Raw genomic sequence first — 24,114 nt, 5'->3', positions numbered from 1 at the left:
GCGGCAGGCGCTTCGCCGCCGCTGACCGGCGGGACGGCAGTGGCACCGCCACCCCCGCGGAAATCGGTCACATACCAGCCCGAACCCTTGAGCTGGAAACCGGCCGCGGTCAGCTGCTTCTTGAAAGCGGGCGCGCCGCACTGGGGGCAGTCGGTCAGCGGTGCATCGGACATTTTTTGCAAAACGTCCTTGGAATGCCCGCAGGACTCGCATTTGTAGGCGTAAATTGGCATGGTGCTGGAAGGTTTTGTCGGGGCTGTCTGCTCCTGCGGAGAGCACAGGATGCAAAACCTTCAATTATAGGCGCGGGCATGCGCCCGGTGGCTGCGCTTGCATTTGGCCGCGCGCCGGCCGCTTGCCGGCGCCGCTCAGGCTTCGGTGCTCAGGCGGTGATGGCTACCGCGGCTGTTTTCGATGGTCTGGGGTGTCAGCGAACCCACCAGCATGCCCAACGTGGCCGCCAATACCCCGGCCAGCTGGGCCGGAAACTGCTCGCCCAGGGTGCTGAAGGTGAACAGCAGCCAGGTTGCGATGCCGCAGACCACGGAAAAAATCGCACCCTGGGTGCTGGCTTTTTTCCAGTACAGGCCAAACACCAGCGGGATGAACGCACCGACCAGGGGCACCTGGTAGGCACCCGACACCATGTCGTAAATCGAGGTGCCCTGCATGGAAATGGCATAAGCCAGCACCAGACCGCTGAACACCAGCACCGTGGTCCGCATCAGCTTGAGTTCATGCTTGTCGCTCATCCGCGGCTTGAACTGGCGCCAGATGTTCTCCACAAAGGTCACGCTGGGTGCCAGCAGGGTCGCGGACGCGGTGGACTTGATGGCCGACAGCAGGGCACCAAAAAACAGCACCTGCATGATGAAGGGCATTTTTTCGAGCACCAGCGTAGGCAGGATTTTCTGCGGGTCTTCCTTGAGCAGCAGGGCCGTCTGCTCCGGCATGATGATCAGTGCGCTGGCGACCAGAAACATCGGGACAAAGGCAAACAGGATGTAGAAAATGCCGCCTATGACCGGCCCTTTGGTTGCCGCGCTCTGGCTGTTGGCGGACATCACGCGCTGGAACACGTCCTGCTGCGGAATGGAGCCGAACATCATGGTGATGGTGGCGGCGAAGAAAAACACCATGTCATTGAAATTCGGCTCCGGCCAGAATCTGAACAGGTCCTGGCTGGTGGCCAGGGCAATCACCTTGTCGGCACCGCCGGCCAGGTTGCCGGCAAAAATGGCCAGCACCGCCAGGCCCGCGACCAGCACAATCATCTGGATGAAGTCTGTCACGGCGACCGACCACATGCCGCCGAACAGCGTGTAGGCCAGCACCGAAGCCGTGCCAATCAGCATGCCGGCCGTCGTGCTGATGGCGCCGCCGGACAGGAGGTGAAAGACCAGCCCGAGTGCCGTGACCTGGGCGGCCACCCAGCCCAGGTAACTGATCATGATGATGATGGAGCAGGCCACTTCGATGGTGCGGCCAAAACGCTCGCGGTAGTAGTCGCTGATGGTCAACAGCGACATCTTGTAGAGCTTGCCGGCGAAAAACAGGCCGACCAGGATCAGGCAGGTGCCCGCGCCGAAGGGGTCTTCCACCACCCCGTTGAGCCCGCTGCTGACAAACTTGGCGGGGATGCCCAGTACGGTTTCGGAGCCGAACCAGGTAGCAAAGGTGGTCGTCACGATCATGACCAGCGGCAGGTTGCGCCCGGCGATCGCATAGTCGGCGGTGTTCTTGACCCGCCTGGCGGCATACAGGCCGATGACGATGGTGACCAGAAGATAAACGAAAACCAGGGTTAACAGCACAGCAGCCTCCTCAAGAATGCGTGATTATCACCAGATTCCGGCCCGTTAGAAAAGGCGGATCCGCAGCACCAGTTGCATGGCCAGCAAGCCTAAAGCAAAACCCAGGCCGCCGTAAATCAGGCTTTGCAGCAGCTTGTTGGTGCGCCGCTGCTCCTGCAGCAGTTCCTGGAGTTCCTGGCGGTTTCCGCCGCCCTGGTTTTTCAGGTACTGCTGCAGGAGCCGCGGCAGGCCGGGCAGCAGCTTGGCGTAGGTCGGAGCTTCGGCCTTGAGTTGTTCCAGCAGTTTTTCCGGGCCCACCTGCTCCAGCATCCAGGTTTCCAGGAAAGGCTTGGCCGTGCTCCACAGATCCAGGTCCGGATCGAGGTCGCGGCCCAGGCCTTCAATGTTGAGCAGGGTTTTCTGCAGCAGCACCAGCTGCGGCTGGATCTCCACATGGAAACGGCGCGAGGTCTGGAACAGGCGCATGAGCACCATGCCGAGCGAAATCTCCTTGAGCGGCCGGTCGAAGTAGGGCTCGCAGCAGGCGCGTATCGCGGCTTCAAGCTCGTCCACCCGGGTATGGGATGGCACCCAGCCCGATTCGATGTGCAGCTCGGCGACGCGTTTGTAGTCACGCTGGAAAAACGCGCTGAAATTCTGCGCCAGGTATTCCTTGTCGACCTCGGTGAGCGTGCCCACAATACCGAAGTCCAGCGAGATGTAGCGCCCAAAAGTTGCGGGGTCCAGGCTGACCTGGATGTTTCCCGGGTGCATGTCGGCATGGAAAAAGCCATCCCGGAAGACCTGGGTGAAAAAGATGGTGACGCCGTCGCGCGCCAGTTTTTTCATGTCCACGCCGGCGTCGCGCAGTCGCTGCACCTGCCCGATGGGCACGCCATACATGCGCTGCATCACCATCACATCGGGCATGCAGAAGTCCCAGATCATCTCCGGGATCAGCACCAGATTGAGGTTCTGCATGTTGCGGCGCAGCTGGGCCGCATTGGCGGCCTCGCGCAGCAAATCGAGCTCATCGTGCAGGTACTTGTCAAACTCGCCCACCACTTCACGCGGCTTGAGGCGCTTGCCGTCGGCCGACAGGCCTTCGACCCAGCCCGCCATCATGTGCATCAGCGCCAGGTCTTTTTCAATCGCCGGCAGCATGTTGGGCCGAAGCACCTTGACCGCCACCTCACGACCATCCGGCAGGGTGGCAAAGTGAACCTGCGCAATCGAGGCGCTGGCCACCGGCTCGCGCTCGAAAGTGGCAAAAATCTGGCTGATCGGCCGGCCAAAGGCTTTTTCGATGATGGCCATGGCCACATCCGGATCGAAGGGTGGCACGCGGTCCTGAAGCCTGGCCAGCTCGTTGGCAATATCCAGCGGCAGCAGGTCGCGCCGGGTCGACATGACCTGGCCAAACTTGACAAAAATCGGGCCCAGGCTTTCGAGGGCTTCACGCAGGCGTTCGCCGCGCGGCGCTTTCAGATTGCGGCCGACCGACACGATGCGGGTCAGCATCCTGATCCAGGGTTTGCTGAAACTCGAAAGCACCAGCTCGTCCAGGCCGAAGCGCAACACCGTCCAGACGATGAAAACGCCCCTGAAGAGGCGACTCATGAGGAAGCCTTCGTCGGCTCCGCCATGGGTGCCGCACCAGATTGCACCGTTGCGGCGGACGGCGGCCGCGGCGCCTGGGCGAGAAACTGCCGCAAACCCGCCAGCGCCTGGCGCGTCAGGCCGGCCAGCGTATGGGCCGGCACGTCGCCGATCAGGCGCGACAGGTCTTCTTCAACATCCCATCGCAAATTGTCAGCCAGCCAGCCCAGCTCAGCCGCGAGCTGCACGTCGCCTTCAATTTTGACCGGGGGCGCCTTGCCGGCCAGCACCGACTGGAACACCACGTCAGGAGACTCTGCGGCGACAGCCAGCAACAGGTCGGGCTTGGCGGAGGACGGCGCACGGTCCACCAGCCCCGCCGGCGTGATCAGCAAGTCCAGCGCAAACACGCCCCAGCGGATATGCACCACACTGCCTTTTTTTCGCAGGAGACGGTTTTGTGCCTCTTTCTCCTGCATCAGCACATGGTTGAGGAACAGGACCAGCTTCTGCTGTCCTTCATCCACGACCCAGGCCGGGGCCTGAAAACGGGTGGCGAGGGATTGCAGAAAAGAAAAAGGGGACGTGGTGTTCATACGTCCCCGATTCTATAGAGCCCCCACGTTCGCTCACTGCGTGTAGCTCTCTGCCCCCCGAGGGGGCCGCTGCGCCTGCGGTCTGGCAAAGCCAGTCCCGCGGCCCCTGCTTGAAAAAAACAGGGCCTTGCGCTCGCGCTTACTGGAGCGCCTGGACGCCGGCGACGAGCCAGCCGCCGCCATTGCGCGGCTTGGTCATGTTCCACACTTCGCGGAAGGGGCTGGGGCCAGCCGACGCGTCTTCGCGGATCATGCCGGAAAACTCCACACTGGCCATGTAGACGTCACTGAGCTCTTCGATGCCCAGCAACTGGGCGTCGAGCATCACTACGTCGGTCTTGTTGGCCGTACCGCCGGTATGCGATTCGCGATCGGCCAGCTGCGCCTTGATCTGCTCGAGCATTTCATCGGTCATCATGGCGCGCAGGCTGTTGACGTCCGAGCGGTCCCAGGCGTCCTGCAGAGTCACGAAGTTGGCCTTGCAGGCCTTGAGGAAGCCCTCGGCGTCGAAGCCGGCCGGCACACCCCAAGACTGCGAACCACCCAGGGCGGAACCGATCATGGAACCGCCGGCCGCCGTGCCGGCCTTGGTGGCATCAAAGGCCATGCTGCTGCGCTCCCAGGGCCGGGCCGATGAATCGTTGCCGACATTTTGGGGGCTGTAGTCACGTGGCACGGTCGCACTGCCTGCCCCCTGCATGGCGTAAGGCGTGGCACCCTGGCCCTGGTTGCCCTTGAGTTTGCGCATGATGAAGCCGACGACCACCATCACCAGCATGGCCAGCAGGGCGAACATGATGATCTGCCCGAAAGCGCCGCCCAGACCGAGCGAAGAGGCCAGCCATGCCAGGCCCAGACCCGCGGCCAGACCGCCCAGCATCGCGCCCCAGGGCTTCCTGGGCGCTGCCGCAGCAGCCCCTGTGTTGGCCGGCGCTGCTGGCGGGGTGGCCTGGCGCTGCGTCACATTGGACGACTGGCGCCCGATCGAACCGCCGCCGCCCATGCGTTTGGCCTCCGCAGGGGCATAAGCCAGGAGCATGGTTGCGGCCAGGACAGCCGCCAGAATCGCAGACCAAAGTTTCATACCGTCTCCTCTGATTAATTGCTTCAACACTTGATTCCAACATGCAATGCCACGACACCGCCGGTGAGGTTGTGATAGTCCACATGGCCGAAACCACCTTTGTGCATCAGGGCCTTTAGCTCTTCCTGCCCGGGGTGCATGCGAATGGACTCCGCCAGGTAGCGGTAACTCGCGTCATCATTGGCAACCAGCTTGCCCAGCTTGGGCAGCACATTGAAGGAATACCAGTCGTAGACCTTCTCCAGCGGCTTGGCGATTTTCGAGAACTCCAGCACCAGCAGCTTGCCGCCGGGCTTGAGCACGCGGTTCATCTCCTTGATGGCCTCGTCCTTGTGCGTCATGTTGCGCAAGCCAAAAGCCACGGTGACCAGGTCAAAGCTGGCGTCGGCAAACGGCAGATGTTCGGCATCACACACCGTGGTCGGCAAGATCCTGCCGGCGTCGAGCATGCGGTTGCGGCCTTCGCGCAGCATGGCCTCGTTGATATCGGTGTGGACAACACACCCGGTGCTGCCGACCTTGGGCGCAAATGCCAGCGCCAGATCGCCGGTGCCGCCGGCAATATCCAGCACCTGCTGGCCTTCCTTCACGTCGGCCACCATCACGGTGTAGGCCTTCCAGGCGCGGTGCAAGCCCATGGACATGAGGTCGTTCATCACGTCGTACTTGGATGCGACGGAATCAAACACGCTGCGCACGCGGCGCGCCTTGTCCTTCTCGTCAACCGACTCAAATCCGAAATGGGTGCTGCTCATGGTCTTATGCTAGGGGTGAAAGCCGGCAATTCAAGCGACAACCCTGTCCTGCTTGGGGCATTGCCCTGTATATATGTCGAAAAACAACACCTGCGCAGGACGGCCGAGCGCGGGCAGCTATGAAGTTGATAGCAAACGGGGGCTTGATGGCAGCAAGCATCAGTGGCTGCTGCACCCATGCCCGCCAGCTGGGGCCATGGGCGCATCGCGCTGCGCGCCCGCAGTTTCCAGGCGCTGCAGGTAGTCGGCCCACAGGCGCGCCTGCTCGGAACCGAGGAAGTAAAGGTAATCCCAGGAAAAAATGCCGCTTTCATGGCCGTCCGAAAACACCGGCTTGACCGCATAGTTGCCGATGGGTTCGAGTTCCACCAGGCTGACCTCGCGCTTGCCGGTCTGCAGCACCTCCTGGCCCGGGCCATGCCCCTGGACTTCGGCCGAGGGTGAATAAACCCGCATCAGTTCAAACGGGATTTTGAACTCGGCGCCGTCCGAAAACGCAATTTCCAGCATCCGCGACTGGGCGTGCACGGTCAGCGCGGTGGGTGTCGGGGTGTCGGGGGTCAGGCCTGCCATGAACTTTTCCTTCGGTGAATCAGACCAGCACGCGTTCGATGCCGCCGTTGTTGGCCGCATCGACATAAGCCGGCAGCCATTCCTTGCCAAGGATCTGGTTGGCCATTTCCACCACGATGTAGTCGGCCTCGAGCAAGCCATTCTGCAGGTCGTCGCCGTACCGGGTCAGGCCCTGCAGGCAGCTCGGGCAGCTGGTCAGGATCTTGACATTGCCGGTTTCGGCCACGGCGCCGCTGGCGCGCAGCTTGGCTTCGTCCTTGCGCAATTCTTCTTCCTTGCGAAAGCGGATCTGCGTTGAAATGTCGGGCCGGGTCACGCCCAGCGTGCCCGACTCGCCACAGCAGCGCTCGGACTTAAGCACCTGGTCGCCGAGCAGCGCCTTGACGGTTTTCATCGGTTCCTGCAGCTTCATCGGGCTGTGGCAGGGGTCGTGGTACAGGTAGCCGGCACCGGGCTGGTCGGTGCGCAGCGTGATGCCTTTTTCCAGCAGGTACTCGTGGATGTCGATGATGCGACAGCCCGGGAAAATCTTGTCGAACTCGTAACCCTGCAGCTGGTCGTAACAGGTGCCGCAGCTCACCACCACGGTCTTGATGTCGAGGTAGTTCAGCGTGTTGGCGACGCGATGGAACAGCACCCGGTTGTCGGTGATGATTTTCTCGGCCTTGTCGAACTGGCCGCTGCCTTTTTGCGGGTAGCCGCAGCACAGATACCCGGGCGGCAGCACCGTCTGTACGCCGGCGTGCCAAAGCATGGCCTGGGTGGCGAGGCCCACCTGCGAAAACAGTCGCTCCGAGCCGCAACCGGGGAAATAAAACACCGCCTCGGTTTCAGCCGTCGTACTGGCCGGATTGCGGATGATGGGAACGTAGTCCTTGTCCTCGATGTCCAGCAGGGCGCGCGCGGTTTTCTTGGGCAGGCCGCCCGGCATCTTCTTGTTGATGAAGTGGATCACCTGCTCCTTGACCGGCGCCGGGCCGACGGTCGCGCGCGGCCTGGCCGTCTGTTTGCGCGCCAGGCGCTTGAGCAGTTCGTTGGCAACACGCTGGGCCCTGAAGCCAACGTCCACCATCGCGCTGCGCATGAACTTGATGGTCTGCGGGCTGGTGGCGTTGAGGAAAAACATGGCCGCCGCATTGCCAGGCCGGAAGGTTTTCTGCCCCATCTTGCGCAGCAGGTTGCGCATGTTCATGGACACCTCGCCGAAGTCGATGTCCACCGGACACGGGCTCAGGCACTTGTGGCACACCGTGCAGTGGTCGGCCACGTCCTCGAACTCTTCCCAATGTTTGATGCTGATGCCGCGCCGCGTCTGCTCTTCGTACAGAAAGGCTTCCACCAGCAGCGAGGTCGCCAGGATCTTGTTGCGCGGGCTGTACAGCAGGTTGGCGCGCGGCACATGGGTGGCGCACACCGGTTTGCATTTGCCGCAGCGCAGGCAGTCCTTGACACTGTCGGCAATCGCGCCGATGTCGGACTGCTGCATGATCAGCGACTCGTGGCCCATCAGGCCGAAGCTGGGGGTGTAGGCGTTCGTGAGGTCAGCAAACAAAGCCTCGTCCATGCCCATTTTGTAAGTTTTTTTGGCCTCCAGCCCAATACTGGCGGGCGCAAGAAGCTCCTGATTTCGTAGCAATTTGCCCTTATTGAAACGCCCTTCGGGGTCCACCCTGCCCTTGTAATCGGCAAAAGGCTGCAGTTCCGCGTCGGTCAAAAACTCCAGCTTGGTGATGCCGATGCCGTGTTCGCCGGAGATCACGCCGTCCAGCGAGCGCGCCAGCACCATGATACGGGCCACCGCATGGTGGGCGGTCTGCAGCATCTCGTAGTCGTCGCTGTTGACCGGCAGGTTGGTGTGCACATTGCCGTCGCCGGCATGCATGTGCAGCGCCGCCCAGACGCGGCCCTTGAGCACCTGTTTGTGGAGAGCCGTGCACTGCTCGAGGATCGGCGCAAAAGCAGCACCGGAAAAAATGGCCTGCAGCGGAGCGCGAAGCTGGGTTTTCCAGCTGGCGCGCAACGAGTGGTCCTGCAACTGCGGGAACAGGGTATCGATATCACGCAGCCAGCCGGACCACAAGGCGCGGACTTCGGCAACCAGCGCCAGTGCCTGGCCGACGCGGTCTTCCAGCAGCTCGGCCGAGGGGATTTCTCCGGCATCGTCCGACTTGCCCAGGGGCAAATGGCCCTTGAGGAAAAAAGCTTCCAGCGTGTCGCACAGCCTGACCTTGTTGGCCAGGCTCAGCTCAATGTTGATGCGTTCGATGCCGTCGGTGTACTCGGCCATGCGCGGCAGCGGAATCACCACGTCTTCGTTGATCTTGAAGGCGTTGGTGTGGCGCGAAATGGCGGCCGTCCGCTTGCGGTCCAGCCAGAATTTCTTGCGTGCGTCCGGGCTGATGGCGATGAAACCCTCGCCGCGGCGCGAATTGGCGATGCGCACGACTTCGGAAGTCGCACGCGCCACCACGTCGGCGTCGTCACCGGCGATATCGCCAAACAGCACCATTTTCGGCAGGCCGCCGTGGGTCCTGGACTTGGTCGCATAACCGACCGCTTTCAGGTAGCGGTCGTCGAGGTGCTCGAGGCCGGCGAGGATGGCGCCGCCGCGCTTTTGCTCGGCGAACATGAAGTCCTTGATCTCGACGATGCTGGGGACGGCGTCCTTCGCGTTGCCGAAAAACTCCAGGCAGACCGTCCGCGTATGCGCCGGCATGCGGTGCACGATCCAGCGCGCGCTGGTGATCATGCCGTCGCAGCCTTCCTTCTGGATCCCGGGCAGGCCGCTGAGGAACTTGTCGGTGACGTCCTTGCCCAGACCTTCCTTGCGGAAGGTCTTGCCGGGGATGTCCAGGCGCTCGGTGCGCACCGGCGTCTTGCCGTCCGCTTCGAAATACTTGAGCTCGAAGCTGGCCATCTCGGCGTCGTGGATCTTGCCGAGGTTGTGGTTCAGGCGCGTGACTTCCAGCCACTGCGCCTCGGGCGTCACCATGCGCCAGGAAGCCAGGTTGTCCAGCGCCGTGCCCCAGAGCACGGCTTTCTTGCCGCCGGCATTCATCGCGATGTTGCCGCCTATGCACGAAGCTTCGGCCGAGGTCGGGTCGACCGCAAAAACATAACCACCACGTTCGGCCGCATCGGCCACGCGCTGCGTGACCACGCCGGCCTCGGTCCAGACGGTGGCCACGGGCTGGTCCAGCCCGGGCAGCGCGACCTGCTCGACCTCGGTCATGGCTTCGAGTTTTTCGGTGTTGATGACAGCCGACTTCCAGCTCAATGGAATCGCGCCGCCGGTGTAGCCGGTGCCGCCGCCACGCGGAATGATGGTCAGCCCGAGCTCAATACAGCCCTTGACCAGGCCGGCCATCTCGACCTCGGTGTCGGGTGTCAGCACCACAAACGGGTATTCAACGCGCCAGTCGGTGGCATCGGTCACATGCGAGACACGCGCCAGGCCATCAAACTTGATGTTGTCCTTGAGGGTGAACTTGCCCAGCTTGCGCGCGGTCAGGCGGCGCAGGTCGTACATGTTTTCGAAGGAGGTGGCGAACTGGGCAACGGCGCCCTTGGCGGCATCCAGCAGTTCGACCACGATGGCGTCGCGCTGGGTGTCCTGTTCGGGTGTGCGGCGTTTTTCGACCTCACCCAGGCGGTGCTGCAGGGCCTCGACCAGCATGCGGCGGCGCTTCGGGTTGTCCAGCAGGTCGTCCTGTAAATAGGGGTTGCGTTGCACTACCCAGATATCGCCCAGGACTTCGTACAACATGCGGGCCGATCGGCCGGTGCGGCGTTCATCTCGCAGCAGGTTCAGCAAATCCCAAGCACGCGCGCCCAGCAGGCGGATCACAACCTCGCGGTCGGAAAACGAGGTGTAGTTGTAGGGAATCTCGCGAATGCGGGCTTCGCCTGCTTTCGCCTCATCGGCAAAAACGTTTATTTTTTGGAGGGAATCAGGAGCGTTCATCGTGAAAAGCCGGGGTTGCAGGCGTCTGTCCGGCGCGGTAGCCCTATGTTACCGCAGCGCAACATTCATTCAGGACGGCTTGGGGCCCCCTCGTGGAAACCCGCTTGTGAAGGCTGTGGCTAGTCGCTTAAATCGAAGTGTCACAAATTATTTATAGACTAGACGGTTTGTTGTGTGAATGAACCGTTTCATCCAGGAGTTGTAATGAAAAAATGCTTGACCGCGATCACTTTGGCTGCTTGCGCGCTTGTTGCGCCTGTCACCAGCCATGCGCAAACCGAAATTCAGTGGTGGCACTCGATGACCGGGGGGCTGAACGACTGGGTGATCGATCTGGCCAACGGCTTCAACGCCAGCCAGAAGGAGTACAAGGTTGTTCCCACCTACAAGGGAACCTACGATGAAACCATGCCGGCGGCCGTAGCCGCCTTCCGCGCCGGAAACGCTCCACACATTCTGCAGGTGTTTGAAGTTGGCACGGCCACCATGATGGCCGCCAAGGGCGCGGTAGTGCCGGTAGGCAAAGTCCTTGCCGACGCCGGCTACAAGTTCGATCCCAAAGCCTATATTCCGGCGGTGGTGGGTTACTACACAGCGCCCAACGGCCAGATGCTGAGTTTTCCGCTGAACAGCTCGACAACAGTTTTCAATTACAACAAGGACATGTTCCGCAAGGCGGGCCTGGACCCCAACAAGCCGCCAGCGACGTGGCCCGAGGTCGTTCTGGCTGCAGCAAAATTGAAGGCTTCAGGCGTCAGCTGCCCCCTGACCACCAGCTGGCAGGGCTGGACCCAGCTTGAGAGCTTTTCCACCTGGCACAACACGCTGTTTGCGACGCTGAACAACGGCTTTGGCGGCACCGGCGCCCGGCTGGCCGTGAACAGCCCCCTGCATGTGCGCCACATCGAGAACCTGTCCAACATGGCCAAACAGGGCTTGTTTGTCTACCGTGGACGCGGCAACAAGGCCGACGCACCTTTTTACTCGGGTGAATGTGCCATGGCGACGGCATCGTCGTCGACCTACGCCAGCATCAAGAAAAACGCCAAGTTTGACTTTGGCATCGCCCCGCTGCCGTACTATCCCGACGTCGCCGGCGCACCGCAAAATACCGTGATCGGCGGCGCCTCGCTGTGGGTCATGGGCGGCAAGAAGCCAGCCGAATACAAGGGCGTGGCCAATTTCTTCAATTACCTGACCAATGCGGAAATCCAGGCCAAGAGCCATCAGCGCACCGGTTACCTGCCCATCACGCTGGCCTCGTTCGAGCTGACCGAAAAATCCGGCTTCTACAAGCAGAATCCGGGCACCGACGTGGCTGTCAACCAGATGATCCGAAAAACCACGGACAAGTCACGGGGCATACGCCTGGGCAACTTCATTCAGGTTCGCGCCATCGAGGACGAAGAACTCGAGCAGGTCTGGGCCGGCAAGAAGACGGCCAAAGAAGCCCTTGACGCCATTGTCAGCCGGGGCAATGAGCAATTGGTCCGGTTCCAGAACGCGAACAAATAACGCTGGTTTAAACTCGCCGTGCGCGGGCGGAACCCGCGCGGCCCCCTTGGGGGCCGACTCCCTTCTCTCGCCTCGCCCGTTTTTCACGCGCGGGGCGATTCTGACTGAACACCGTGGCTTCTGAAAAACGCGTCGTATTTCGCTCTGCATGGCTGCCCTGGGTGCTTCTTGCTCCTCAGGCGGCCGTGATTGCCATTTTCTTTTTCTGGCCTGCTGCGCAGGCATTGCTCCAGTCATTTCAACAGACCGATGCATTTGGTCTGTCCACGGAATGGGTCGGGCTGCAGAACTTTAAAAACCTGCTCAACGACGACTCCTACCTGGCCTCTTTCAAGATCACCGCTGTCTTCTCGGTGTTGGTCGCAGGGCTCGGCATCGGCTTGTCATTGCTGCTTGCGGTGTTTGCCGACCGCGTTGTCAAGGGCGCTCTGGTTTATCGCACCCTGCTGATCTGGCCCTATGCGGTGGCACCGGCTGTGGCAGGTGTGTTGTGGCTCTTCATGTTCGCACCATCCATCGGCATTGTTTCTTACGCTCTTCGAGGTTTGGGCCTGGACTGGAACCACCTGCTGAACAGCACCCACGCGATGACCCTGATCGTCATCGCCGCGGTCTGGAAGCAGATTTCCTACAACTTCCTGTTTTTCCTGGCCGGGTTGCAAAGCATTCCGAAATCCCTGGTCGAAGCCGCCGCCATTGACGGCGCGGGGCCATGGCGCCGCTTCTGGACGATCCAGTTTCCGCTGCTGTCGCCCACCACGTTCTTCCTGTTCGTGATCAACGTGGTCTACGCCTTCTTCGACACGTTCGCGATTGTGGATGCCGCCACCGAAGGCGGGCCCGGCAGGGACACAGCCATCCTGGTTTACAAGGTCTACTACGACGGTTTCAAGGCGCTCGACCTGGGTGGCTCTGCCGCACAGTCCGTGGTGCTCATGGTGATCGTGATCGCCTTGACCATCGTCCAGTTCCGGTTCGTCGAGAAGAAAGTGCAGTACTGATGCTTGTCCCCCACGTTCACCCTGTTCACTGCGCCCCGGGCGCGTGTTCTGAGCCCTTCGGACAGACGGGCGGTCGCTGATGGTTGAACGCAACCCTTATTTGCGGGTCCTTTCCCATCTGGTGCTGATCATCGGCGTGCTGGTGGTCGCATTTCCGCTTTACGTGACCTTCGTCGCTTCGACACAGACCGCGTCCGAGATTTTGCAGGCGCCGATGTCACTGCTGCCGGGCAAACACCTCGTCGAAAACTACACAGCCGCGCTGCAGGGAACGGGCATGGGCGCGGCCTCGAATGCGCCGGTGGGGCGGATGATGATGGTCAGCCTGATCACTGCACTGGTGATTGCCGTTGGAAAAATTGCCATCTCGCTGCTCTCGGCCTTCGCGATCGTCTACTTTCGCTTCCCTTTCCGGATGTTCTTCTTCTGGGCCATTTTTGTCACGCTGATGCTTCCGGTCGAAGTGCGTATCGGTCCGACCTACGCCGTCGTGGCGAATCTGGGCATGTTGAATACCTACGCCGGACTCACGGTGCCGTTGATCGCGTCAGCAACGGCCACCTTTCTTTTTCGGCAGTTTTTCCTCACCGTTCCGGACGAGCTGGTCGAAGCTGCGCGTATCGACGGGGCCGGGCCGATGCGCTTTTTCATTGATGTCCTGGCACCGCTGTCATCCACCTGCATTGCGGCACTGTTTGTGATCCAGTTCATCTACGGATGGAACCAGTACCTCTGGCCCCTGCTCGTGACAACCAACGAGACCATGTACCCGGTCGTGATCGGCATCAAACGGATGATCAGCGGCGGTGACGCCGCAACCGACTGGAACATTGTGATGGCCACCGCCGTACTGGCCATGATTCCGCCCGCATTGGTGGTCATCCTGATGCAGCGCTGGTTTGTCAAAGGCCTGGTGGATACCGAAAAATGACCCTCCCACCAAGCGCCTTCGGCGCCTCCCCTCAGGGGCGACGCCAGCAGCCCGGCAAAGCCGGATCCGCGTCGTCCGCTTGAATTAAATCCAACGTAGGTTGTCTCAATGGCTTCAATCCAACTCAAAGACGTCGTCAAGCATTACGGCACCGGAAAACATGCGCTACAGGTCATCCATGGCGTCAATGCAGATATCGCCGACCGCGAATTCATTGTGATCGTCGGGCCGTCGGGCTGCGGCAAGTCCACCCTGCTGCGCATGGTGGCCGGCCTGGAAGAAATCACCGGCGGCGAAATTTCCATCGGCGGGCGTATCGTCAACGAACTGGAGCCGGCCGAACGCGACATTGCCATGGTGTTCCAGAACTACGCGCTTTACCCGCACATGAGCGTGTTTGACAACATGGCTTACGGACTGAAGATCAAGAAAGTACCCATCGACGAAATCAAGACCCGAGTTGACAAGGCTGCAAAGATTCTCGAGCTGGGCCATCTGCTCGACCGCAAGCCGCGCCAGCTCTCGGGCGGCCAGCGCCAGCGCGTGGCCATGGGCCGCGCCATCGTACGCCAACCGCAAGTGTTTCTCTTCGACGAACCGTTGTCCAACCTCGACGCCAAGCTGCGCGTGCAGACCCGGCTGGAAATCCAGAAGCTGCACCGCGAACTCGGCATCACCTCTCTGTTCGTCACTCACGATCAGGTCGAAGCCATGACCCTGGCGCAGCGCATGATTGTCATGAACGCCGGCCGCATGGAGCAGTTCGGCACGCCTGAAGAGGTCTACAACCGCCCGGCCACCACGTTTGTGGCGAGCTTCATGGGCTCGCCGCCCATGAACCTGCTCAACCATGCGCCCAACGCCGATTTCGGCGGCCGGCCCGGCGCCGTTCTCGGCATTCGTCCCGAGCATCTGCAGATCGGCAGCACCGGCTGGACGGTGCAGGTGGACACCATGGAAATGCTGGGGGCGGAACGCCTGCTGTATTGCCGTTTCGGCGATGAATTCCTGATTGTGCGTACCGATGAAACCCAGGCCACACCAGAAATTGGCACGACCATTCACGTCGCGCCGCGCGCGGACAGGCTGCACTGGTTTGACGCCGAAACAGGAAAAAGGCTTTGACGGACTGGCCCTATCCGCGCTGGGTTGCCCACCGCGGTGCAGGCAGGCTCGCGCCTGAAAACACATTGGCGGCATTCCGCCTTGGCGCCAGCCACGGCTACCGCATGTTCGAATGCGATGTGAAGCTGAGCGCCGATGCCGTGCCTTTCCTGATGCACGACGCAACGCTGGAGCGCACCACCAGCGGCCACGGCACGGGCGGTGACCAGCCTTGGGAAAGGTTGTCGTTGCTGGATGCCGGCAGCTGGCATTCGCGCACTTATGCCGGCGAGCCGCTGGCCAGCCTGGACAACGTGGCACGTTATTGCCTGCGCAACGGGTATTTCCTGAATATCGAGATCAAGCCCACCCCCGGCCTGGAGGCGCAAACCGGTACCGTGGTTGCCAACGCCGCAGCCCGTCTGTGGGAAGGCGCCGCCGTGCCGCCGCTGCTGACTTCTTTTCAACCCGATGCGCTGGAAGCTGCAAAAGCCGCGCAACCACAACTGTCGCGCGGCCTGCTGCTGGACAGTTTGTGGAAAGGCTGGCTGGAAACGGCGTTGACACTCGATTGCGCCGCGCTGGTCTGCAACCACGCCCTGTGGGACAGCTCCAGCGTGTTGCAGGCCAAAAGCGCCGGCTTTCGCTGCCTGAGTTACACCGTCAACGACGAGTGGGCGGCCCAACGCCTGCTCGATCTGGGCACCGACGGCATCATCACCGACCGCATCGATCTTTTCCCACCCGAAAGCTGATACCGGCTCAGGCTTGCCAGCCGCGCAGCACGACCCACTGGCAGCTTGCCGCGCCGAAGGCAAGCAGGACATAACTCGCCATCTTGCCGTCGCGGCCAAACACCGCCAGCCCGGCGACAAGTACCAGCAGGGATACTACAAAAACAATAGCTATCTGCGCCCATGCAGAAAGGGCTACTGGCCTTTTTGACCTGAACAACAGGGCGAGGAGCCGGGTCCCCAGCACCACCAGCACCGCAACAAAGGCCGCCGGTGCCATGAAATTGAGCAGCTGGTTGGTCAGGTTGAGTGCGGTCATGGCAGCGGGAGTGAGGAAATGGCGTCAAAGTGATCATGAACTGGCGACTTGCCCTTTATCAAGGGGATTGAAAGAATGTCGGGACCTCTCCCGGCCTTCAATTTTATAATCTGGCCATGTCAGTCTGGACTCTGGGGATCAACCATACCACCGCACCGCTCGATTTGCGCGGGCGGTTTGCGTTCGCCATCGACCAGATCGAGCCGACCTTGAGGGGCTTGCGGGAATCGCTGGCGCGCCGGCCCGAAGCCACGCTGCTGTCCACCTGCAACCGCACCGAGATCTATTGTGCCGGCGGCAGATCCGAGCTGGACCACACCATGGAATGGCTGGCGCACCGTGGCGGCGTCTCGCCCGCTCTGTTGCGTTCCCATGCCTACACCCTTGAAAACGACCAGGCGGCACGTCACGCCTTTCGCGTCGCCAGCGGGCTCGACTCCATGGTGCTGGGTGAACCGCAGATCCTCGGCCAGATGAAGGACGCGGTGCGCGCCGCTGAAGACGCGGGCGCCATGGGTACGACGCTGCACCAGCTGTTCCAGCGCTCCTTCGCGGTCGCCAAGGAAGTCCGCACCAGCACCGAGATCGGCGCGCACAGCATCAGCCTGGCGGCGGCATCAGTGCGGCTGGCGGGGCAGCTGTTTGAAGATTTGAGCAACATCAAGGTGCTGTTTGTCGGCGCAGGCGAAATGATCGACCTGGCGGCCACCCACTTTGCCGCCAAAAATCCGAAGGCCATGACGGTGGCCAACCGCACGCTGGAGCGCGGCGAAAAGCTGGCCGGCCGCTTCGGCGCTGAGGTCATGCGCCTGGCCGACCTGCCCAGCCGGCTGCATGAATTCGATGCGGTGATCAGCTGCACTGCCAGCACCCTGCCCATCATCGGCCTGGGCGCGGTCGAGCGCGCGGTCAAGCTGCGCAAACACCGTCCGATGTTCATGGTCGACCTGGCCGTGCCGCGCGACATTGAGCCGGAGGTCAGGGAGCTGTCCGATATCTACCTCTACACCGTGGATGACTTGGCGCACGTAGTGCAGACCGGCAAGGACAGCCGGCAGGCGGCCGTTGCGCAGGCTGAAGTCATCATTGATGCGGGGGTGCAGAACTTCATGCACTGGCTGGATCAACGGCGCAGTGTGCCGCTGATCCAGCAGCTCAATGCCCAGACCGACGAATGGCGCGCCACAGAAATTGCCCGCGCCAGGAAGCTGCTGGCCAGGGGCGAATCCGTGGAGACCGTTCTCGAGGCGCTGTCGCGTGGGCTGACGCAGAAAATGCTGCACGGCGCATTGGCCGAATTGCACGCCGGCAACGCGGACAACCGCGAGGCAACCGCGCAGACCGTTTCAAGGCTTTTCCTGCGCGGCAACCTGCCCCAGGAACAGAAAGAGCGTTAGCGCCACTTGCGCGCGAACCACGGCCCGCGCGTCGGGCTGAACGCGGGGCCGAGTCACCGGCTGCCTGTCTCCTGAATGTTTTTGCTCCCGGCCTTCCATGAAACCCTTTCTCCGCCAGACCCTCGACCGCCAGATTTTCCGCCTGCACGAGCTCGACGCCCTGCTGTCGGCCGCCGACGTGGTCAGCAACATGGAGCGCTTTCGCAACCTGACGCGCGAACATGCAGAAGCCAGCATTGTGGTCACCCAGTACCAGCAGCTGACGGCCCGCGAGGCTGACCTGGCCAGCGCCCAGGCCATGCTGGCGGAGGCCAGGGACGATCCCGAGATGGCCGCCATGGCCGAAGAAGAAATCGAGGCAGCCCGGGCCGACATCACCCGGCTCGACGAAGCCCTGCAGCTGATGCTGATTCCCAGGGACCCGGACGATGCACGTCCTGCGTTCATCGAAATCCGCGCCGGCACGGGGGGTGACGAATCGGCCCTGTTTGCGGGGGACCTGTTTCGCATGTACACGCGTTATGCCGAGCGCAAGGGCTGGCGCACCGAAATCATCAGCGAATCGGCCAGCGAACTGGGCGGCTACAAGGAGGTGGTGCTGCGCATCGAGGGTCCGACTGACGCGCTGGGTGTGGGTGTTTACGGCAAGCTGCGTTTCGAATCGGGCGGCCATCGCGTGCAACGCGTGCCCGCTACGGAAACCCAGGGCCGCATCCACACCAGCGCCTGCACCGTGGCCGTACTGCCCGAACCCGACGAGGCGGTGGCCATCCAGATCAACCCGGCCGACCTGCGCATCGACACCTACCGGGCCAGCGGCGCCGGCGGCCAGCATATCAACAAGACCGACTCGGCGGTGCGCATCACCCACCTGCCCACCGGTATCGTGGCCGAATGCCAGGAAGGCCGCAGCCAGCACAGCAACAAGGCTCAGGCGCTCAAGGTGCTGACGGCGCGCATTCATGAAAAAGACCGCTCCGAGCGCGCGGCCAAGGATGCCGCCATGCGCAAGGGGCTGATCGGAAGTGGCGACCGAAGCGACCGGATACGCACCTACAACTTCCCCCAGGGGCGGCTGACCGACCACCGCATCAACCTGACCCTGTACAAGCTGCTGACCATCATGGAGGGTGATCTGGATGACGTGGTCACCGCCCTGCAGGTGGCGCGCGGCGCCGAACTGCTGGCGGAACTGGAAACAGCTTCGAACGGCTGAAAAGAAGTTTTATGAACGAAATTGGCCTCCAGCCCTTTATGGACGCGCGTCACCAGCTATCAAATACATAGTAACTCTATGACTTCGGGAATCCGCCCTTGACCGCCGTCACCTGTGCACAGGCCCTGTCTGCCGCCCGTGCCATGGGACTGGAGCGGCTGGACGCCCAGCTGTTGCTGCTGCACGCGCTGGGCAAACCCGACACTGACCGGGCCTGGTTGCTGGCACACGACACCGATGTCCTGACGGACGAGGTGGCACAGCTGTTCGAGCGCCTGAGCCAGCGCCGTGCCCAGGGCGAGCCGCTAGCCTACCTGGTCGGCAGCAAGGAGTTTTTTGGCCTCCGGCTACAGGTGGACTCGCGGGTGCTGGTGCCGCGTCCGGACACGGAAACTCTGGTGGAATGGGCTCTGGAGCAATTGGCCGGAGCGAACTTTCCGGCCTCCACCCGGGTGCTCGACCTGGGCACGGGCAGCGGTGCCATTGCCTTGGCGCTGAAAAAAACCCTCCCCGCGCTGGACGTGACAGCGGTGGATGCCAGCAGTGACGCCTTGGCTGTGGCTGCTGCCAACGCGATGACGCACCAGCTACCTGTTAGCTTCATCCAAGGGGATTGGTTTGAAAATGTAAGTGGCCACTTTCACCTGATTGTCAGCAATCCGCCTTATGTGGGGAGTGTCGATGAGCATCTCGCCGCCCTGCACCATGAGCCACTGCAGGCACTGACGGCCGGAGAGGACGGCCTGAACGATCTGCGCCAGATCATCGCGCAGGCACCCGGACATCTGCATCCACAAGGCTGGCTGCTGCTCGAGCATGGCTACGATCAGGCCTTCGCCGTGTGCGAGCTGCTTGTGCAGCGCGGCTTCACCGAGGTGCAAAGCCGGAACGACCTGGCCGGCATTGCCCGCTGTTCGGGAGGGCGTTGGCCTGGCCCTGCAGGCAGCCGCCGGCAAACGGCTGGATAATCGGCTATTGATTTTCCGTTTTTGAAATCCACTTACCTTTGCACAAGCCGGTTTTTCCCGGCTGCTCCGTGCCCCACCTAAGGACCTGAAATGAACGATACCCAGCAGCGCATTGACCAGATTGTCAAATCCAGCGAGGTCGTGCTTTTCATGAAAGGCACCGCCCAGTTTCCCATGTGCGGTTTTTCCGGCCGCGCCATCCAGGTGCTCAAAGCCTGCGGCGTGAACAAGCCTGCAACCGTGAACGTGCTCGAAGACGAAGAAATCCGCCAGGGCATCAAGGAATACAGCAACTGGCCCACCATTCCCCAGCTCTATGTCAAAGGGGAGTTCGTCGGTGGCTCGGACATCATGATGGAAATGTACGAGAACGGCGAGTTGCAGCAGGTACTCGGCACCCCAGCAGAATAAGCGCCCGTTCACCTGCCCATCGGGGGCAGGCAATGGTTTACTTCATGGCGAACTACCCTACTGGGTATAACCTTCGCACGCCCCGGCATTGATCCGGCCCTTGCATTCGCGCTTGAGCCGCGTTGAGCGCTCTTTGGCGCTTTCCTGCGACCCGGGAATGAACTTAGCACTTTTGCCAGGCTGCGTGGCTACCGCTTTTTTGGCTTTTTCCTTTTTCGCGGCGGCCAGGGCCTGGCTACCTGCCATGCCAAGCATGTAAATCACTGCCAGCACGGCACGCCGTGCGGCGTGCAAAAGATGGCTGATCCATTTTTTTCCCCCTGTTGACCGGCGTTCAATCGCCGCTTCGTTTTACACAATGGCAGGTTTCTACTGCAACTTCGCATCGCCGTAGACTTGGTCATCCGGCGGTGCATCGGCCGGCATCCGGAAGCTTTCGCTGGCCCAGGCGCCTAGATCAACGTTTTTGCAGCGCTCGCTGCAAAAAGGCCTGAACCGGTTTTCTGGTGCATACATGCTGGGGCCGCCACAGGTGGGGCAGACCACGGTTTGGGGCTTGGGAAAATCTCGATTCATCGTCAAAACTCAAACGGCTCAGGAGTTGCGAGCCCGTTTTCAGGAACAAAGTGTCAGTTCGAATGCTGCATCATCGGTGCAGGCATGCAGACGGTCATCGCTTTCGTGGCGCATCAGCCGCACGGAGACCATGAGGCGGTTGCCGCTGATTTCGGGAATCAACCCCAGCCCTGGATCGATCAGCAGGCGCAAAAGCTGAAACGTCCGCCCCTGCGGCAGGGTCTGCTGGTACTGCCCGCCTGCCGCCACGACTTTTTGAGGCAAACCGGAATCGCGCAGCAGCTTGAGCAACATGCGGACCGACTCGGCCAGGGGTACCAGCGTGGCGATCCAGCGTTGCAGGTCCTGTTGCCGCACGTGTGTATCAAGGTGCTGCCAGGCGAAATAGGCCGGCAAGTCAAATTCGCAAGTGCCCCCCGGAATGCCAATGCGGCTGCGGATACTCATCAGCCAGTCGTTTTCGGTCAGCGACTGTCCCGCCTTTCCCGGCAGACTGTTCAGGGCCGTAAAACAGCCATCGAGCTGCGCTGTGACCTCGTCGAGCACCGCTTCGGAAATCGCGGGATTGCCGCGATAACCATTGAGTGTGTGTTTTTGCCTGTCCAGGTCCTTGAGCACATCGGTCTTCAGGTCGGCACGGGCCGCCACGTCCATGACCTCGAAAATGGTCGTGATCGCATAGTGGTGGTCGGTCGGATGCTCCCGCACAGCCAGCTCGCCGAGGCGGTGAAACAGATGCTCTAGCCGTAGATAGGTACGAATGCGTTCGTTGAAGGGATATTCGTAAAGAATCACTGCGATATATCTTTTTCAGCGGGTTGGTCGGCCGTCCATCATAGCCCGAAGCGTTGCGCAAGTTGTCGCACCGTCCCTGTCAGTGCAGCCAGTGACAAAGGTGCGTCGTTGTATATGCAGATGTCGGCGGCGGTCAGTCGCTGGTCGCGGCTGGCCTGGCTGGCCATCACGCGTTCCACCGCTTCGCGCGTCCAGCCGTTGCGCGCCATCACACGGCTGATCTGCGTTGCCTCGCTGCAATCAACCACCAGCACCTGGTCCACCCGCTGGCGCCAGCGCCCGGATTCGACCAACAGGGGAACATCAAACACGATGCAGGCACTGTCAGACCGTGCCGCCTGCCGGACGGCTTCCTCACCCACGAGAGGATGCACGATGGATTCAAGCCGCTTTTTTGCCCCGGCATCCGCAAAAACCAGTTGGCGCATCACGTCGCGGTCCAAAGCTCCTTCCGGTGTGATGAACTGCGGCCCGAACTGCCTGGCAATCGGCTCAATGGCCGCTCCGCCAGGTGCTGTGACAAGGTGCGAAATCGCGTCGGAATCAATCACTGCGGCGCCGCAATCGGCCAGCACCTGGGCTACCGTACTTTTCCCGCTGCCAATACCGCCCGTCAAACCTACCCGCAGCGGATCCATGTCACTACAGTCCTATGACACGCAGGATGGACTGGGGGCCGAACACCATGGCCGTCAGCCCTGCACCGGCAAGGAACGGTCCAAATGGCACATAACCCCCTTCACGCAGATTGCTGGCCAGCTTCATGGCAATGCCTACTGCAGCACCGATCACGGACGCCATCAGGATCATAGGCACCAGTGCAGTCCAGCCGAACCACGCCCCCAAAGCCGCAAAAAGCTTGAAGTCGCCATAACCCATGCCCTCCTTGCCGGTCACCAGCTTGAACGCCCAGTAAACCAGCCACAGGGACAGGTAACCCGCCACCGCACCCCACAATGCCTGGCCCAATGGAACGCCCGGGTTCCAGCCCAGCGCTGCAATGATCAGGCCCGCCCACAGCAGAGGCAGGGTGATATCGTCCGGCAGCAGCGTGGTATCCCAGTCAATCAGTGCGAGGGCCAGCAAGGCTGCCGAGAATCCGCTCCAGGCCAGTCCGGTGCTTGTCAAGCCCCATCGCCAGGCGCAGAAAAAAAACAGGGCTCCGGTCACGGCCTCGACCAATGGATAGCGCCATCCGAACTTCGTTCCACAAACCGAACATTTCCCTCTTAAAAAAAGATAGCTCAGGATGGGAATGTTTTCGTACCAGGCAATCACATGGCCACAATTCGAACAGCGGGACCGGGGAACCACCAGATTGAATTTTTCCGCGCTCTCCGGCTGCGTGCCGGTGAGTTCTGCACATTCTGCCGCCCATTGCCGCTCCATCATTTTCGGCAAACGGTAGATGACAACGTTGAGGAAACTGCCAATGAGCAACCCCAGAATGCCGGCCAGCGCGGCGTTGAATTCGGCAGGCAAACCGAGCGCGGGCCCGGGCATCAGACCACTTGACCCAGCTTGAAAATCGGCAGGTACATGGACACCACGATCCCCCCGATCAGGCCGCCGAGGAAAACGATGATGATGGGTTCCATCAGGCTGGACAGGCCCGCAACCATTTCATCGACTTCTGCCTCATAAAAATCTGCAGCCTTTCCGAGCATATGGTCCACGGAGCCCGACTCCTCGCCAATCGCGCACATCTGCAGCACCATGGTTGGAAACAGATTGGCATTGCCCATGGCTGCTGTCAGGCTGGTTCCTGTCGACACTTCCTGCTGGATTTTCAGAGTCGCGTCGGCATACAGTGAATTGCCGGAAGCGCCACCGACCGAGTCGAGCGCCTCCACCAGAGGTACACCGGCAGCAAACATGGTCGATAGCGTACGGGTCCAGCGGGCGATACAGGATTTTTCAATTAACGCCCCAAAAACTGGCACTTTCAGCAGAACACGATCCATGAAACGCTGCATTTTTTCATTACGCTTCCAAGCTTGCATGAAAAAATAAACACCCCCGCCAACACCACCGAAAATAAGCCACCAGTAGGCGACAAAGAATTCGCTGATCGCCATCACAAACAAGGTCGGAGCAGGCAAGTCCGCGCCAAACGAAGTGAACACCTCCTTGAACGCGGGAATCACGAAAATCATGATCACTGCGACCACCACAAAAGCCACCACCACGACTGAAGTCGGGTACATCAGCGCTGATTTGATCTTTGACTTGATGGCTTCAGTTTTCTCCATGTAAACCGCAAGACGATCGAGCAGTTGCTCCAGAATACCGGCCGCCTCGCCTGCTTCCACCAGATTGCAGTACAGCGCATTGAAGTACAACGGGTATTTGCGAAAAGCCGCACTCAGGGAGGTACCGGTTTCCACATCGGTACGCACATCATTGAGCAACTTGGTCACACTGGCATTGGCATTGCCACGGCCCACGATGTCGAAGGCCTGCAGAAGCGGTACACCCGCTTTCATCATGGTCGCCAGTTGGCGCGTGAAGATGGCGATATCACGGGGCTTGATGGATTTGCCGGAGCGCATGCTGCGCTTCTTGATCTTGGTGGCCAATACACCCTGACGGCGCAAGGAGGCTTTGACCTGGTTCTCACCGACAGCCCGGGTTTCTCCCCGCACCTGCTTGCCGTTGCGATCCTTGCCTTCCCACTCGAAGACAAATTCCTTGATATCTCTGGATGCTGCAGTTGCCATGGTACCTTCTTCAGTGCGGAAGTGATGGTGGGGACTTGAAACGTCCGGCGAAGCGAAAAACCA

General features: G+C 61.2%; 23 protein-coding genes. 9 read left to right on the top strand and 14 right to left on the bottom strand.

Annotation, left to right across the window (positions count from 1 at the left end):
• From WA904_RS21600 to WA904_RS21565, 8 genes are all read right to left on the bottom strand, one after another.
• Nucleotides 1-233 (bottom strand): FmdB family zinc ribbon protein (locus tag WA904_RS21600; RefSeq protein WP_425199180.1); only part of this gene is annotated, 233 nt, incomplete at its 3' end.
• Nucleotides 234-368: 135 nt separating this feature from the next.
• Entirely contained in the window at nucleotides 369-1,814 is a 1,446-nt protein-coding gene (locus tag WA904_RS21595) for a sodium:solute symporter family protein (RefSeq protein ID WP_425199179.1), read from the bottom strand.
• Nucleotides 1,815-1,859: 45 nt separating this feature from the next.
• Nucleotides 1,860-3,413, bottom strand: a complete 1,554-nt coding sequence (ubiB, locus tag WA904_RS21590) for a ubiquinone biosynthesis regulatory protein kinase UbiB (RefSeq protein WP_425199178.1) — start codon at nucleotides 3,411-3,413, stop codon at nucleotides 1,860-1,862.
• Nucleotides 3,410-3,988, bottom strand: a complete 579-nt coding sequence (locus tag WA904_RS21585; protein WP_425199177.1) for a hypothetical protein — start codon at nucleotides 3,986-3,988, stop codon at nucleotides 3,410-3,412. Before WA904_RS21585 ends, ubiB begins: the two co-directional genes overlap by 4 nt.
• 139 nt (nucleotides 3,989-4,127) lie before the next feature.
• Nucleotides 4,128-5,072 carry a Tim44 domain-containing protein gene (locus WA904_RS21580; protein ID WP_425199176.1) on the bottom strand — a complete coding sequence of 315 codons (945 nt, stop codon included), beginning with the start codon at nucleotides 5,070-5,072 and terminating at the stop codon, nucleotides 4,128-4,130.
• Between the two features lie 23 nt (nucleotides 5,073-5,095).
• On the bottom strand, nucleotides 5,096-5,827 hold the full coding sequence (gene ubiE, locus WA904_RS21575; protein ID WP_425199175.1) for a bifunctional demethylmenaquinone methyltransferase/2-methoxy-6-polyprenyl-1,4-benzoquinol methylase UbiE: 732 nt from the start codon (nucleotides 5,825-5,827) through the stop codon (nucleotides 5,096-5,098).
• 159 nt (nucleotides 5,828-5,986) lie between these two features.
• Nucleotides 5,987-6,400, bottom strand: a complete 414-nt coding sequence (locus WA904_RS21570) for a gamma-butyrobetaine hydroxylase-like domain-containing protein (RefSeq protein WP_425199174.1) — start codon at nucleotides 6,398-6,400, stop codon at nucleotides 5,987-5,989.
• Between the two features lie 19 nt (nucleotides 6,401-6,419).
• Nucleotides 6,420-10,364 carry a DUF3683 domain-containing protein gene (locus tag WA904_RS21565; RefSeq protein WP_425199173.1) on the bottom strand — a complete coding sequence of 1,315 codons (3,945 nt, stop codon included), beginning with the start codon at nucleotides 10,362-10,364 and terminating at the stop codon, nucleotides 6,420-6,422.
• A 204-nt stretch (nucleotides 10,365-10,568) separates the two neighbouring features.
• Here WA904_RS21565 and ugpB point away from each other — a divergent pair, with 204 nt between their 5' ends.
• The 5 genes from ugpB (at nucleotide 10,569) to ugpQ (ending at nucleotide 15,670) form a co-directional block, all read left to right on the top strand.
• Complete coding sequence (ugpB, locus tag WA904_RS21560; RefSeq protein ID WP_425199172.1) at nucleotides 10,569-11,879, top strand: sn-glycerol-3-phosphate ABC transporter substrate-binding protein UgpB; 1,311 nt, start codon at nucleotides 10,569-10,571, stop codon at nucleotides 11,877-11,879.
• Between the two features lie 113 nt (nucleotides 11,880-11,992).
• Nucleotides 11,993-12,880 (top strand): sn-glycerol-3-phosphate ABC transporter permease UgpA, encoded by an 888-nt coding sequence (ugpA, locus tag WA904_RS21555; RefSeq protein WP_425199171.1) that lies wholly within the window; start codon nucleotides 11,993-11,995, stop codon nucleotides 12,878-12,880.
• Between the two features lie 79 nt (nucleotides 12,881-12,959).
• A complete protein-coding gene (ugpE, locus tag WA904_RS21550; protein WP_425199170.1) occupies nucleotides 12,960-13,811 on the top strand; it encodes a sn-glycerol-3-phosphate ABC transporter permease UgpE in 852 nt (283 codons plus the stop codon).
• Nucleotides 13,812-13,919: 108 nt separating this feature from the next.
• Nucleotides 13,920-14,936: a sn-glycerol-3-phosphate import ATP-binding protein UgpC gene (locus tag WA904_RS21545; protein ID WP_425199169.1), complete on the top strand. Its 1,017-nt coding sequence runs from the start codon at nucleotides 13,920-13,922 to the stop codon at nucleotides 14,934-14,936.
• Nucleotides 14,933-15,670 (top strand): glycerophosphodiester phosphodiesterase, encoded by a 738-nt coding sequence (ugpQ, locus tag WA904_RS21540; protein WP_425199168.1) that lies wholly within the window; start codon nucleotides 14,933-14,935, stop codon nucleotides 15,668-15,670. The genes WA904_RS21545 and ugpQ overlap by 4 nt, the downstream gene beginning before the upstream one ends.
• A gap of 7 nt (nucleotides 15,671-15,677) precedes the next feature.
• Here ugpQ and WA904_RS21535 read toward each other — a convergent pair whose 3' ends face one another.
• On the bottom strand, nucleotides 15,678-15,968 hold the full coding sequence (locus tag WA904_RS21535; RefSeq protein ID WP_425199167.1) for a hypothetical protein: 291 nt from the start codon (nucleotides 15,966-15,968) through the stop codon (nucleotides 15,678-15,680).
• Nucleotides 15,969-16,084: 116 nt separating this feature from the next.
• Here WA904_RS21535 and hemA point away from each other — a divergent pair, with 116 nt between their 5' ends.
• From hemA to grxD, 4 genes are all read left to right on the top strand, one after another.
• Nucleotides 16,085-17,365 (top strand): glutamyl-tRNA reductase, encoded by a 1,281-nt coding sequence (gene hemA, locus WA904_RS21530; RefSeq protein ID WP_425199166.1) that lies wholly within the window; start codon nucleotides 16,085-16,087, stop codon nucleotides 17,363-17,365.
• A 97-nt stretch (nucleotides 17,366-17,462) separates the two neighbouring features.
• Entirely contained in the window at nucleotides 17,463-18,581 is a 1,119-nt protein-coding gene (prfA, locus tag WA904_RS21525; protein ID WP_425199165.1) for a peptide chain release factor 1, read from the top strand.
• Between the two features lie 98 nt (nucleotides 18,582-18,679).
• Entirely contained in the window at nucleotides 18,680-19,549 is an 870-nt protein-coding gene (gene prmC / locus WA904_RS21520) for a peptide chain release factor N(5)-glutamine methyltransferase (RefSeq protein WP_425199164.1), read from the top strand.
• Nucleotides 19,550-19,639: 90 nt separating this feature from the next.
• Nucleotides 19,640-19,960, top strand: coding sequence for a Grx4 family monothiol glutaredoxin (gene grxD / locus WA904_RS21515; RefSeq protein WP_425199163.1), 321 nt, complete (start codon nucleotides 19,640-19,642; stop codon nucleotides 19,958-19,960).
• Between the two features lie 369 nt (nucleotides 19,961-20,329).
• On the opposite strand, the gene WA904_RS21510 is transcribed toward grxD, so the two are convergent.
• From WA904_RS21510 to WA904_RS21490, 5 genes are read right to left on the bottom strand one after another with little or no spacing between them, the layout of a single operon-like run.
• Complete coding sequence (locus tag WA904_RS21510; RefSeq protein ID WP_425199162.1) at nucleotides 20,330-20,536, bottom strand: DNA gyrase inhibitor YacG; 207 nt, start codon at nucleotides 20,534-20,536, stop codon at nucleotides 20,330-20,332.
• A 39-nt stretch (nucleotides 20,537-20,575) separates the two neighbouring features.
• Nucleotides 20,576-21,331 carry a cell division protein ZapD gene (zapD, locus tag WA904_RS21505; protein ID WP_425199161.1) on the bottom strand — a complete coding sequence of 252 codons (756 nt, stop codon included), beginning with the start codon at nucleotides 21,329-21,331 and terminating at the stop codon, nucleotides 20,576-20,578.
• 38 nt (nucleotides 21,332-21,369) lie between these two features.
• Entirely contained in the window at nucleotides 21,370-21,969 is a 600-nt protein-coding gene (gene coaE / locus WA904_RS21500; RefSeq protein WP_425199160.1) for a dephospho-CoA kinase, read from the bottom strand.
• A 4-nt stretch (nucleotides 21,970-21,973) separates the two neighbouring features.
• Nucleotides 21,974-22,834, bottom strand: a complete 861-nt coding sequence (locus tag WA904_RS21495) for a prepilin peptidase (RefSeq protein WP_425199159.1) — start codon at nucleotides 22,832-22,834, stop codon at nucleotides 21,974-21,976.
• Nucleotides 22,834-24,051 carry a type II secretion system F family protein gene (locus tag WA904_RS21490; protein WP_425199158.1) on the bottom strand — a complete coding sequence of 406 codons (1,218 nt, stop codon included), beginning with the start codon at nucleotides 24,049-24,051 and terminating at the stop codon, nucleotides 22,834-22,836. The genes WA904_RS21495 and WA904_RS21490 overlap by 1 nt, the downstream gene beginning before the upstream one ends.
• Nucleotides 24,052-24,114: the final 63 nt, after the last annotated feature.

The sequence above is a fragment of the Polaromonas sp. genome (genome assembly GCF_049790275.1).
In the GTDB taxonomy this organism is placed as follows: Bacteria; Pseudomonadota; Gammaproteobacteria; order Burkholderiales; family Burkholderiaceae_C; genus Polaromonas.
This window is presented reverse-complemented; position numbering and strand designations above follow the sequence as displayed.

Excerpts from the sequence above, each read along its gene's own strand:
- WA904_RS21510 (WP_425199162.1), bottom strand. The coding sequence starts at position 20,536 with ATGAATCGAGATTTTCCCAAGCCCCAAACCGTGGTCTGCCCCACCTGT.
- ubiB (WP_425199178.1), bottom strand. The coding sequence starts at position 3,413 with ATGAGTCGCCTCTTCAGGGGCGTTTTCATCGTCTGGACGGTGTTGCGC.
- WA904_RS21585 (WP_425199177.1), bottom strand. The coding sequence starts at position 3,988 with ATGAACACCACGTCCCCTTTTTCTTTTCTGCAATCCCTCGCCACCCGT.
- WA904_RS21535 (WP_425199167.1), bottom strand. The coding sequence starts at position 15,968 with ATGACCGCACTCAACCTGACCAACCAGCTGCTCAATTTCATGGCACCG.
- grxD (WP_425199163.1), top strand. The coding sequence starts at position 19,640 with ATGAACGATACCCAGCAGCGCATTGACCAGATTGTCAAATCCAGCGAG.
- WA904_RS21545 (WP_425199169.1), top strand. The coding sequence starts at position 13,920 with ATGGCTTCAATCCAACTCAAAGACGTCGTCAAGCATTACGGCACCGGA.
- ugpB (WP_425199172.1), top strand. The coding sequence starts at position 10,569 with ATGAAAAAATGCTTGACCGCGATCACTTTGGCTGCTTGCGCGCTTGTT.
- WA904_RS21580 (WP_425199176.1), bottom strand. The coding sequence starts at position 5,072 with ATGAAACTTTGGTCTGCGATTCTGGCGGCTGTCCTGGCCGCAACCATG.
- hemA (WP_425199166.1), top strand. The coding sequence starts at position 16,085 with ATGTCAGTCTGGACTCTGGGGATCAACCATACCACCGCACCGCTCGAT.
- WA904_RS21495 (WP_425199159.1), bottom strand. The coding sequence starts at position 22,834 with ATGCCCGGGCCCGCGCTCGGTTTGCCTGCCGAATTCAACGCCGCGCTG.
- ugpE (WP_425199170.1), top strand. The coding sequence starts at position 12,960 with ATGGTTGAACGCAACCCTTATTTGCGGGTCCTTTCCCATCTGGTGCTG.
- WA904_RS21565 (WP_425199173.1), bottom strand. The coding sequence starts at position 10,364 with ATGAACGCTCCTGATTCCCTCCAAAAAATAAACGTTTTTGCCGATGAG.
- ubiE (WP_425199175.1), bottom strand. The coding sequence starts at position 5,827 with ATGAGCAGCACCCATTTCGGATTTGAGTCGGTTGACGAGAAGGACAAG.
- coaE (WP_425199160.1), bottom strand. The coding sequence starts at position 21,969 with ATGGATCCGCTGCGGGTAGGTTTGACGGGCGGTATTGGCAGCGGGAAA.
- WA904_RS21490 (WP_425199158.1), bottom strand. The coding sequence starts at position 24,051 with ATGGCAACTGCAGCATCCAGAGATATCAAGGAATTTGTCTTCGAGTGG.
- prfA (WP_425199165.1), top strand. The coding sequence starts at position 17,463 with ATGAAACCCTTTCTCCGCCAGACCCTCGACCGCCAGATTTTCCGCCTG.
- WA904_RS21570 (WP_425199174.1), bottom strand. The coding sequence starts at position 6,400 with ATGGCAGGCCTGACCCCCGACACCCCGACACCCACCGCGCTGACCGTG.